Annotated in this window: 9 protein-coding genes; 1 reads left to right on the forward strand and 8 read right to left on the reverse strand. The window is 53.8% G+C overall.

Annotation, left to right across the window (positions count from 1 at the left end; genetic code table 11):
- Window positions 1–478 precede the first annotated feature (478 nt).
- A complete protein-coding gene (locus H924_RS11565) occupies window positions 479–2,641 on the forward strand; it encodes a catalase (protein ID WP_042393015.1) in 2,163 nt (720 codons plus the stop codon).
- Window positions 2,642–2,737: 96 nt separating this feature from the next.
- Here H924_RS11565 and ppk2 read toward each other — a convergent pair whose 3' ends face one another.
- The 8 genes from ppk2 to H924_RS11600 form a co-directional block, all read right to left on the reverse strand.
- Entirely contained in the window at window positions 2,738–3,637 is a 900-nt protein-coding gene (gene ppk2 / locus H924_RS11570; RefSeq protein ID WP_015652142.1) for a polyphosphate kinase 2, read from the reverse strand.
- A 128-nt stretch (window positions 3,638–3,765) separates the two neighbouring features.
- Window positions 3,766–3,903: a PorA family porin gene (locus tag H924_RS11575; RefSeq protein ID WP_015652143.1), complete on the reverse strand. Its 138-nt coding sequence runs from the start codon at window positions 3,901–3,903 to the stop codon at window positions 3,766–3,768.
- A gap of 80 nt (window positions 3,904–3,983) precedes the next feature.
- Window positions 3,984–4,157, reverse strand: a complete 174-nt coding sequence (locus tag H924_RS14245; protein WP_015652144.1) for a PorH family porin — start codon at window positions 4,155–4,157, stop codon at window positions 3,984–3,986.
- Window positions 4,158–4,643: 486 nt separating this feature from the next.
- Window positions 4,644–6,287, reverse strand: a complete 1,644-nt coding sequence (gene groL, locus H924_RS11580; RefSeq protein WP_015652145.1) for a chaperonin GroEL — start codon at window positions 6,285–6,287, stop codon at window positions 4,644–4,646.
- 324 nt (window positions 6,288–6,611) lie between these two features.
- Window positions 6,612–6,893, reverse strand: coding sequence for a hypothetical protein (locus H924_RS11585; RefSeq protein WP_015652146.1), 282 nt, complete (start codon window positions 6,891–6,893; stop codon window positions 6,612–6,614).
- Window positions 6,890–8,212 (reverse strand): TRAFAC clade GTPase domain-containing protein, encoded by a 1,323-nt coding sequence (locus H924_RS11590; RefSeq protein ID WP_015652147.1) that lies wholly within the window; start codon window positions 8,210–8,212, stop codon window positions 6,890–6,892. The genes H924_RS11585 and H924_RS11590 overlap by 4 nt, the downstream gene beginning before the upstream one ends.
- A complete protein-coding gene (locus H924_RS11595; protein WP_015652148.1) occupies window positions 8,209–9,213 on the reverse strand; it encodes a hypothetical protein in 1,005 nt (334 codons plus the stop codon). The genes H924_RS11590 and H924_RS11595 overlap by 4 nt, the downstream gene beginning before the upstream one ends.
- Window positions 9,213–11,177, reverse strand: a complete 1,965-nt coding sequence (locus H924_RS11600) for a GAP1-N2 domain-containing protein (protein WP_015652149.1) — start codon at window positions 11,175–11,177, stop codon at window positions 9,213–9,215. Before H924_RS11600 ends, H924_RS11595 begins: the two co-directional genes overlap by 1 nt.
- Between the last annotated feature and the right edge of the window lie 10 nt (window positions 11,178–11,187).

The following is an 11,187-nucleotide window of genomic DNA, read 5'->3' on the forward strand; positions in this document are numbered from 1 at the left end:
AAAGGGAAGCTGTTTCCATACTTGTTCTTTCTACTCTTCGTGGTCAAGACAGTCATCCTTTGCATGTGGAGAGTGTGTGATGGATGTGGACGCTACCTCCCGCAGGAGGCGTCTGCACGACCCGGGGAGCCCTTTTACGTTGCGCGATCGGCTTCACCCCACATGGTCAGAGGTGCGTCGTGTAGCAACGCTTAGGAAGTGGAGCGTCCCCGCGGTTGTAGCAGGGCCTCGTCGCGTTCGGGCGCTTGCCACTTCAGATTCCCCTGATCAACGCGGCACGCAGTCGGGGCACGCGCGTGAGCTTGTGGAGGCGGCGCTGGGCCAGGTGGGAGTCGACAAGCTTGTGAACCCGGTAAACCGCCACAACACCTATCGGGATTCGAAAGACCCCAGGTGAAGGTGTAGAGGCTGAACGGTGAGGCTGTTTTTCTCTACTCTGGCCTATGTAACCAATAACCGATTTGTAGCAGGTGAGAAGATGACCCCGAAGAACAATCCCGCAGCCTCCCCGCAGGGCGACAAGGCCCCCGGTACCCCGGGCAACGCCACCCCAGATAAGAACGAGCCCACTACCCCGGCCACGCCTCCCGTACCGAAACCGGATCAGCAGGCGCCGCGGGCGGTCTCCCCGACCGGCTGCCCGTTCCACATCGGCGCCGGCGAGCCCGATCCCCGCGCCCAGCAGGGTGAGTACCTGACCACCGCTCAGGGTGCACGTCTGAGCGAGAGCAGCCACTCGCTGCGCGCTGGAACCCGTGGCCCCCTACTCATGCAGGACCACCATTTCCGCGAAAAGATCACCCACTTCGACCACGAGCGCATCCCTGAGCGCGTGGTCCACGCCCGTGGTGCAGGCGCACACGGCATGTTCAAGGCCAATGGTGCAGCCTCTAAGATTTCCAAGGCGGGTGTGTTTACCAAGGACAAGGAAACTCCCGTATTCGTGCGCTTTTCCACTGTGTTGGGTTCCCGTGGCTCCGCCGACAGCGTGCGCGACACCCGCGGCTGGGGCGTGAAGTTCTACACCGACGAAGGCACCTGGGACCTGGTGGGCAACAACATCCCAGTTTTCTTCATCCAGGATGGCATCAAGTTCCCGGACGTCGTCCACGCCGCCAAACCGCACCCAGACAGGGAGATCCCCCAGGCACAAAGCGCGCATGACACGTTCTGGGACTTCGCGGGCCTTCACACGGAGGCTACTCACCACACCTTCTGGAACATGTCGGACCGTGGAATCCCCCGTTCCTTCCGCACCATGGAAGGCTTCGGCATCCACACCTTCCGCATGATCAACGACGCCGGCGAGACCACCCTGGTCAAGTTCCACTTCAAGCCACGTCTCGGCGTCCACTCCCAAGTGTGGGAGGAAGCGCAGATCACCGGTGGCGTGGACCCGGACTTCCACCGTCGCGATCTCGCCGACGCCATCGAAGCCGGCTCCTACCCCGAGTGGGACCTGGGTGTTCAGGTCTTCCCGGACACCAAGGAGCAGATGTTCGAGGGCATTGATCTACTCGACCCGACGAAAATCGTCCCGGAAGAGCTCGCCCCGGTGGAGATCATCGGCACCCTGACCTTGAACAAGAACCCAGGAAACTACTTCGAGGAGACCGAACAGGTCGCCTTCCACCCGGGCCACCTAGTTCCCGGTATTGACGTGACCAACGACCCTCTGTTGCAGGCACGCCTTTTTTCCTACCTGGATACCCAGATCAGCCGGCTGGGCGGGCCGAACTTCTCCCAGCTGCCCATCAACCGCCCGCACGCGCCCGTCAACGACAACCTCCGAGACGGCATGTACCAGCAGGGCGCACACACGGGCGTCGCACCCTACAAGCCGAACAGCCTGGACGAGGGCAACCCCACCGAGGCAAGCGTCAACGAGGGTGCACTTATCGATGTCCCGCAACCCGTTGAGGGCCACATCACTCGTGAGAACCCGGCCTCCTTCGAGGACCACTTCTCGCAGCCGCGCATGTTCTACCTGTCCCTGTCGGAGGTGGAGAAGAAGCACCTGACCGACGCATTCTCTTTCGAGCTGGGCAAGTGCTACGAGGAGAACGTCAAGCTCCGGTACCTTGACGTTCTGGCCCACGTAGACCAAGGCCTGGCAGAAGCCGTCGCGGACAACCTAGGCCTGCCTCACCCGGAGCCTCAAGAAGTCGCCGACGTGCAGCCATCGCCTGCTCTGTCCCAGGTGGGCGACACCTGGCCCGTCGACGGCCGTCAGGTCGCGGTTCTGATCAACTCCGGAGCAGACCTCCGTGGTGTGGGTGCGCTTCTCGATACCCTCTTCGACGACGGCGTGACCCCGCTGATCGTCTCGGATAAGGGCGGCACCGTTACTACAGATGGCGCGGAGGTCTCCGTGTCGCGCACCTACCTCACCGCCCGCTCCATCGAGTTTGATGCTGTCGTGGTGGTCAACCCTCCTGCTATCCCGGAGGTGGCCACAATGTTGGGTGAATTTGAGCGCCACAAGAAGGCAATCATCCTCGCTGGGCCGGATGCCCCCGTCGCACTGGGTGCTGCTCGCGTCGAAGTCAACCAGCCCGGTATCGTCGCCGTCGCCTCCCCATCCGAGGCTGCGGCCCCGGTGACGGAGCTTCTCGCTTCCCACCGCGTCTGGGAGCGGTAAGAAGCAAATATTGATATCGTGGCACCCGGAAAATTGCCCGACCTGCCGGGTGCCATGAGGGGGTTCAGTTCAGTTCATATGAACTACCCCTTTTATTTAGTCACCGATCTGATCGCGACCGCGCAGCACGATCAAAGGGTCAGGCTCGCCGACTAGTTCATAGTCTTTGTCGGTGTAATCAAACTTGGACAAAACATAACGCATCGCGTTGATTCGAGCGCGCTTTTTGTCATTTGACTTAATGGTGATCCAGGGGGATTCATCAGTGTCGGTGTAGCGGAATTGTTCTTCCTTAGCGCGGGTGTAATCATCCCAACGATCCAAGGAGGCCAAGTCCATTGGAGAAAGCTTCCACTGACGAACTGGGTCTACCTGACGAATCGCAAAGCGGGTGCGCTGTTCTTTACGGGTCACCGAGAACCAGAACTTGGTCAAGCTAATACCAGAGCCCAAGATCATGTTCTCCAGCATTGGTACCTCACGGAGGAACTCAGCGTGCTGTGATTCGGTACAAAAGCCCATCACGCGCTCCACACCAGAGCGGTTGTACCAGGAGCGGTCAAAGAAGACGATCTCGCCGGCTGAGGGGAAATGCTGGATATAACGCTGGAAGTACCAGGAGGTGGACTCACGTGGAGAAGGCTTCTCAAGCGCCACTGTGCGGGCACCACGGGGGTTTAGGTGCTCATTAAAGCGCTTAATGGTGCCACCCTTACCAGCAGCATCGCGGCCTTCAAAGAGGATGATGTGGCGCTGGCCAGTTTCCTTGGTCCAGTTCTGCCACTTCAGCAGTTCGATCTGTAAGGAACGCTTGACCTTTTCATAGTCCTCGCGGTTAACGCGCTCTTGATAAGGATAGTTTTCCCTCCAGGTTTCAATGGCTGTGCCATCTGGACGCAGGAGTACCGGATCATCCTCGTCTGAATCATCAACTACATAGCCTTCAATCTTTGCAAGATCGATGACGGGGAGATCATTATCGTTGGTATTAGCCATGCTGAAAATCATACCTACCTCCCGCACATTAGGCGCGATGTGTAGCGTATTTAATGTAGTGCTCACAACAAAAAGCTCCGATCCTGTTAAGGATCGGAGCTTTAAGGATTTAAACCTAAGGGTTTAAATTACTTAACCAGTCCGAGGAGGTCAGCAACTGCGCCAGCCCACTTGCCGGAAGCAGTAAAGAAATCAAGAAGCTCAGCAACGAGGCCGGTGGAAGAAAGGGTGTTTACGTTGTCGAGGAATTCAACAAAGTTGTCCATTTTTAATCTCCTTTAGAGAATTTTAAATACGGGTGAAGGGAAAAGGCTTCTAGGCACTTACCTAACAGCCATATTGAAAATTAAGAGGAGAGGCCTTCGAAAGCAGCGCTGGTTGCGTCAGCGTTGTCACCGAAGTTCTCGAAGAACGCGATGATGCCCTTGAGTAGATCAGGGATCATGGTAAGAGCGGTGCCGATGTTGCCACCAAAGGTGGAGTAATCGTCAAGGTTGTCTGCGAGAAGGGAAAGATCCATGAGAAATCTCCTTAAGAGGACCAGCAAGGAGCTGGTGAAGGTTGCCAGTTTGCTAACGTCCTCAGGACGTCACTCACACATTCAATCACATTTTTGACAACCGTCAAGACGATTTGCAAAGTTTTTTATCTTCCATCAAGCTCTAATTTATTAATTTTTCATAAATAAAATTGCCAAGTATTTTAGCTTGAACTGGGGATATGTGGATTTTTAAGGCTAACTTAAGGAAAACTTTTCTATACAACTATCAAAACATGTAACAAGAATTTACAAGGCTGCGATTAAGGCCACACAACTTGATAGGATCATTTTTACCCACCCCCATCAGAGGGTAAGTGGTGAAAATCTTAACCCACCCGGCGGTAATTAAGAGATCACCTCTAATGCTACGGTGGCCAGGAAATCGTCGAAAAGCGCCCTAAAACGCCAAATAAGCTCCTCCCGCAAGAAGCGGGAGGAGCTTATCGGTATGAGAGGTTAGAAGGCTTAGAAGCCGCCCATGCCACCCATCTCATCAGCGCCTGGCATTGCGGCACCTGCTGGCTGTGGCTTGTCAGCAACGACAGCCTCAGTGGTCAGGAACAAAGCTGCAATGGAAGCAGCGTTCTGCAGTGCAGAGCGGGTGACCTTTACTGGATCATTGATGCCTGCAGCCATGAGGTCAACGTACTCACCGGTAGCAGCGTTCAGACCCTGGCCCTGTGGGAGCTGGGAAACCTTGTGTGCCACAACGCCTGGCTCAAGGCCAGCGTTATAAGCGATCTGCTTCAGTGGAGCGTTAAGAGCCTCGCGAACGATGCGAACGCCGATTGCTTCATCGCCAACAAGCTCAAGATCGTTGTCAAGAACGTGTGCAGCCTGCAGCAATGCAACACCACCGCCGGCAACGATACCCTCTTCAACAGCTGCCTTTGCGTTACGGACAGCATCTTCGATGCGGTGCTTGCGCTCCTTGAGCTCAACCTCGGTAGCAGCGCCAACCTTAAGAACTGCAACGCCGCCGGCAAGCTTTGCCAGACGCTCGTTGAGCTTCTCACGGTCATAATCGGAATCGGAGTTCTCGATCTCAGCACGGATCTGGTTTACGCGACCCTGGATCTGAGCCTCAGCGCCGGAGCCGTCGATGATGGTGGTGTCATCCTTGGTGACAACAACCTTGCGAGCCTGGCCGAGCAATGGGAGGTCAGCGGTCTCGAGGGAAAGTCCAACTTCCTCAGAGATAACCTGGCCACCGGTCAGAACAGCGATGTCCTGCAGCTGAGCCTTGCGGCGATCGCCGAAGCCTGGAGCCTTAACAGCAACAGACTTGAAGGTGCCACGGATCTTGTTGACAACGAGGGTCTGCAGAGCTTCGCCCTCAACGTCTTCAGCAATGATTAGCAAAGGCTTGCCAGACTGCATAACCTTCTCAAGCAGTGGCAGCAGATCCTTGATGTTGGAGATCTTGCCGGAAACCAGCAGGATGTATGGATCTTCTAGAACAGCCTCAAGGCGCTCCATGTCGGTTGCGAAGTAACCGGAGATGTAGCCCTTATCAAAGCGCATGCCCTCAGTAACCTCGAGCTCAACACCAAAAGTGTTGGACTCTTCAACGGTAATAACGGAATCCTTGTTGAGCTTGCCGCCGCCAACTGCGTACATTGCCTTAGCAATCTGTGCACCAATAGCTGGGTCAGCTGCGGAGATACCAGCAGTAGCAGCGATCTGCTCCTCGGTCTCAACTTCCTTAGCTGCCTCGAGCAGGCTCTCGGTAACCTTGGAAACTGCCTTTTCAATACCGCGCTTAATACCCATTGGGTTAGAGCCGGCAGCTACGTTACGTAGGCCTTCCTTAACCAAAGCCTGAGCCAAAACGGTTGCGGTGGTGGTGCCGTCGCCAGCTACGTCGTCAGTCTTCTTGGCGACTTCCTTAACTAGCTCAGCACCGATCTTCTCGTATGGGTCATCGAGCTCGATCTCGCGAGCGATGGTGACACCATCATTGGTGATGGTAGGGGCGCCCCATGCCTTTTCCAAAACTACATTGCGGCCCTTAGGTCCTAGGGTTACCTTAACGGCATCAGCCAAGGTATTAAGACCGCGCTCCAGGCCACGACGTGCTTCTTCATCAAAGGCGATGATCTTTGCCATGTGTTTGTGCTCCTCAGAATTTGTAGGACGACACTCACGTCATCTGCCCGGTAGGCGCCCGCGACGGCACGGTTAGTGAGTGTGGACCAACCTCACCCACCAAGCAGTTCATGATCATTTATTAGCACTCATACGAGCAGAGTGCTAACCTCTTTTCTAGCACTCTAAGGGCTTGAGTGCAAGATTTCGCACTACTAAGCAGCAGCATTCCAGGCAGCCTTTTAACTCCCTCTGCCCCGATTGCCAGAAACCTCAGCGTTTCCAGGCTTTTTAAGAGCCTGGAAACGCGCGTTATTTGCTCTGGACACAGCTTGGTTTGAGGCCTTAAACAAAGTAATCAGTACTCCACCACAGCATCATTAATGCAGCCACCACCAGCACCGCACCAACGGCAGTAACAATCCAAATGGCGAGCTTAATGCGACGCTTACGGTTTTCTTTCCGAACCGCCGCTAGCCTTTCCTCGGATTCTCTTACATGGCGAATATCGGTGCCTTGTTCCGCAAAAAATCCATCATTAAAATCTGCTCCGCCAAATCCGCCAGTGGCTTTTTTAGCTGCGGGAGCTTCGCCCCACACAGGGCCTTGAGAATGTCGCGGGCTCATCGTCCCCACCTCCAGAATCGACGTTTTTTAGGTTCAGCTGCGGTCTCGGTAGCTGGGTTTGAGAGCGGTGCTTGTTCAGCGGCGAGCGCCTGCTCTATTCCCCCACCCATAACTGCTGCTTGGCCAGGGAATTGGCCGGGGAACTGGCTGGTGACCGGTGCTGTTCCTAAGGCCGCTGCATTACCCCACATCACCTTGGGCAATTCTTGATAAACCGGGCCATTAAAAAGACCATGCTCAGCCAAAACATCACGAATGGGATCTAAGCATCTAAATGGCGCAATGCCGGTACGCGCAATACGATCGCCCTCCGGTGGCGCACCCAAAGCTGAGACCGCAAAGCAGGAAAAATCATAATTTTGCACACCCAACAAGGGTTGATTGAGCTGGTTAAGCAATTGGGTGGCATCTAAACATTCCAACATGCTGCGGATTTCTAGATCCAGCAGTTGAATACCGGTGCGATCAAAAGGTTGATCAAGGGCTGCGCTATCGCGTCGGAAGGTGGCGCCGAAATTACGCATAACCCGCTGCCAATTGACCATATTTGGACCGCTATAGTGCAGATGCTGCTGGTTAACCTCAGAAAGCCGCTGCATGGTGTCAAACTTGGAAAGGCACAGTGAAATCTTAGGTCGGTGTTCCTCACCCAATACCCTCAATACGTTGCGTAACACGATGGTGGGGCCATCTTCCCCTACCTCGGGGCTTTCTACGGAGCCTTCCAAAAGCTGGCGAATACGTGGTACTGCCATGGGGTCAAAAAGGAAGATAATGCGGTCGGCGTATTTGAAGAAGTCCAGCTCGCTTTGGCGTTGTGCAAAATTTTCTTCCTGCAGGTCTTCACCCGCCACATCGCGGAACACCACAAAGAGGCGCTGGCCCTGATGCGCTGGGGTGGAGACATCAAAAATTAGCGGGCGGGTTTGGTGTGCATCCGCAGAAGAAGCCGGAGGCGTAGGAGGCAAAAGACCCATCTGTGCAAACAGTGGGTTCTCATATTTGTCCTCATAAATGCGGCGTGTGTGTTCATCAGCACTGCGGAAAGAACCACCGTTGGCAATAACCAGCTTGCGCAGCAGCTTCACAATCACTGCAATATAAAGGCTTTTTCCGGAGGAACGGTCGCCTGCCATGGCAAAGGTAATAGTGCCAGAGCCCTGCCAGCCTTCGGGAAGTTGGTATTCTTCACGGTCTTCCACATAAGGGGAAACAACTGCGTCGGCCGGCATTTCCTTAAAGGTAAAAGGACATTTAGTGGGCAGCAGTGCTGATTCTGGGCCTTGGGTTTCAGGCTCTTGAGTTAAATGATCAATCATGAACTTTTCTTCTCTGTAGCTAGCTGCTGGTTTTCAAGATCTGGAGCAGGAGGTGGAGTCCATCCGGTTAGGGCATCAAACATGGCGCGAGCTGGAATTGCCAGGCTCATAAGATCTTGGGCTTTAAGAGCCTCAATAAGTTTTGCATCAACGTGGGTAACACTAATGCCGTGGTCCACCAAGGGTTTACGAGAGCTCAAAAGGTGCACCTTCTTATTGGGCAGATTAACCACTTCAATGGGAAGGTCATCGGAAAGCACCAACACAGCGTCGCCTGGATCAATTTGGGCTAGGTCAACATTCCAGCCCACCTCGCGTGCGGGAGTAATTCGGCTGCTCAAAGCCCGGATAACTTCGGGGGATTCCAGCATTTCCATAGGCCGGGAGGAACTGCTGGTGAGCAGCCGGATGGATCTACCCTGGCTGGAGGTGGATAGCACTCCGGTGGCAAAGGCGCACATTGCATCAAAAACTTCACTTGAGGTGCTGAATTTCATGGAGGCTGAAATATCAACCAGCACGCTAACAGCGGTACGCGGTGGTTCAGAAACACCATCCCGGTCCAAGGTGCGGCGCAGTGCAGAGCGCACCCCGGAGGCATAAACATCCAAGGAACTATCGGTATTGGCATCGCCTGCTTGCAAGCGCACAATCTCAAATGTGGTGAAGATGCCTAACACCGGGAAAGACCGCAAGCCACCGATAGCAAAGGTAGGAAGATCTAGGCGCACTTCATCGCCATTTCCGTCATTTAGGGTGATGGAGACAAAAAGCTGGGTGTCGATGGGAAATTCACTGCGGGTGTGATCAGGCACGATGGAAATTTCAGAATTTCCAATAGGATTTCTAATCGCCAAAACATTGCCACGGCGATTAGTTTCCATGCGTCCGGCCTCGATCTCAAAACCGGTTGGGCCCGTAATATCAAATTCAATACGCGCAATAAAACCGCGGATGGGAACCTCAAAAGATTGCCCTGAATCCAAACGAATATTGTTCATCAGCGCTTGTCCCTTCCTGAAGTGGGTTGACCACCATTAATTCTTTGTCTTTCGGCCAAAATTTCTGCAGCTACCAGCACAAAAACATCTGTAATGGCTGTTTTAAAGTGTAGATACTTCGGATCGGTATTTTTTTGAATCTCTGCAATATAGGCATCTTGGCGCCCACCCATATCCACAGCGTCCACGTCCTTAACCGCAATTCTGCGCGCGACCTGAACAAATGGCTCGGCATTCACGATGCCCCCACGCTGCAATTCAGCATTTACATGGCGTTGCACGGCATCAAAACACAGTGCACCAATCGTGGCCGCAATTTTATTATCGCGCTTAGCTCTACCGGAAATAACTGGCTTAAAAAGCAAACGCAAAGCCACCGCATAATAAAGCCGCAGCATAGAAGCAGCATGGGAATTTGACGTGCTTTTTAGATACTGCTGCTCCATCATCTGCTCCATGGCAGCAATATTTTCATCACGTTTCAGCCAAGCCAACACACTGCCCAAAGGCATTGACCAGTGCAATTGATTAAGCACGGTATCAAAACTCGGCGAAGTAGGTTGCTTTTCGACGCGGCGCTGCTGCCTCACTGCGTTGCGCGCTACCTCGCGCAAAAGGTAGTGCTCCTGGGGCAAAACTGGTGTTTTTTCCCAATTACTCAAAGAGTGGAAATTGCTCAAAGAATCCAGGAATTTCCTATCCTGCGCTGTAGCTTCGCTAAGCAAACCGGTTTCCAAAAGGAAGTTAAGATAAGACATCAGTATCCGTACCGAGGCATCATGCAGAGTGTACAAAGCAGCCAGGGCACGAGCTGAAAGTGCAGGATCAACCGGCAATTCCGGCCAGCTAGATTCTTCTAAGGCAAGTTGCGGATTATCAATAACATCATTGATAAATTCCATATCAATTGCTTGATAGGAGGTGGGCACAAATTCCTCCTCCAAATGCTGCTCGGCGACGTCGAAAAGCGCTTGGGTAACCCCATCGCCGCGGTTCTTAATCACCCGCGCCAAGCCATCGCCCAATTGGGCATGGCTTATCGCAAAATCCGAGATACCAGTGTTGATCTGGATTAATTCATCAACAAGCTGCTCTGAATCACTGCCCTCGACAAAAACCCCGGCGGTCATCTGCGCCCAGGTGCCATGCTGAGTTGGCGTGATATTTGCTGGATCAATCAACTGTACATCGACAATTTCGCGCAACGCTGCGGCATCTTCCGGCGGACACACATAGACCGTAGAGAAAGTGGCATTAGCGATGGCCTGAGGGAAGGTGGCGGCGCGCTCAAAAGTGGAAAAATGCAGCAAGGTGCGAGCTTCCTCAGGTGTCAAAGTAGAGGACAAAGCCTCAATCCAATAAGCCGCCTCATTGGAACTCTTAAGCAATAACACCGCACGCTTACACCCAGCTTGCAGGACATCTTGGAGCTGGTAAAGCACTTCTCTGCGATCGCCAAAGAGCTCATCAACCATCATCCAGGCCATCGAAATATCAGCAAAAACCCCAGGTCTTGGCTCTGTTAGTGCAGCATTAAGCTCCACCGCGTTAACCGCCTGTGCGCGAAATGGGGTCAGCAAATCCGGCGAGCGATAAAGATCAATGGGATAAATTGCTCCCATCGGCTCATCAAGATCTTGATCAATAAAAGCATGGGTAAAAACATTTCCCGGGCGCCCGGTAGCATCCTTGCCGGCTGGAACTGACTGCAAAAAAAGCGCCGAATTGCTACGTGGCCGGTATTCAAAACGCCGTGGCAAAGCATCAATGTCAGTGCTACTAATAAAATCATCGAAGCTTTTTACCGGCACCAAACTGGTTGGCGCCGCAGCAGAAACATCTTGTTGATCCTGCACACTTGCCCGCAAGGTGGGACCAACATTCCACCCACTGCGTCGGGTTTTGCTCTTAAAAGAGGCATAGGTAACGTGCGCCCAGCGTTGGTTCAGGGCACTTTCCATCATGGGGTCACCG

It is taken from the genome of Corynebacterium callunae DSM 20147 (assembly GCF_000344785.1).
GTDB lineage: Bacteria > Actinomycetota > Actinomycetes > Mycobacteriales > Mycobacteriaceae > Corynebacterium > Corynebacterium callunae.

What these genes read in the sequence shown, in the direction of transcription:
- ppk2 (WP_015652142.1), bottom strand. Translation starts at nt 3,637, where the DNA reads ATGGCTAATACCAACGATAATGATCTCCCCGTCATCGATCTTGCAAAG.
- H924_RS11575 (WP_015652143.1), bottom strand. Translation starts at nt 3,903, where the DNA reads ATGGACAACTTTGTTGAATTCCTCGACAACGTAAACACCCTTTCTTCC.
- H924_RS11585 (WP_015652146.1), bottom strand. Translation starts at nt 6,893, where the DNA reads ATGAGCCCGCGACATTCTCAAGGCCCTGTGTGGGGCGAAGCTCCCGCA.
- H924_RS11565 (WP_042393015.1), top strand. Translation starts at nt 479, where the DNA reads ATGACCCCGAAGAACAATCCCGCAGCCTCCCCGCAGGGCGACAAGGCC.
- H924_RS11595 (WP_015652148.1), bottom strand. Translation starts at nt 9,213, where the DNA reads ATGAACAATATTCGTTTGGATTCAGGGCAATCTTTTGAGGTTCCCATC.
- H924_RS11600 (WP_015652149.1), bottom strand. Translation starts at nt 11,177, where the DNA reads ATGATGGAAAGTGCCCTGAACCAACGCTGGGCGCACGTTACCTATGCC.
- H924_RS14245 (WP_015652144.1), bottom strand. Translation starts at nt 4,157, where the DNA reads ATGGATCTTTCCCTTCTCGCAGACAACCTTGACGATTACTCCACCTTT.
- H924_RS11590 (WP_015652147.1), bottom strand. Translation starts at nt 8,212, where the DNA reads ATGATTGATCATTTAACTCAAGAGCCTGAAACCCAAGGCCCAGAATCA.
- groL (WP_015652145.1), bottom strand. Translation starts at nt 6,287, where the DNA reads ATGGCAAAGATCATCGCCTTTGATGAAGAAGCACGTCGTGGCCTGGAG.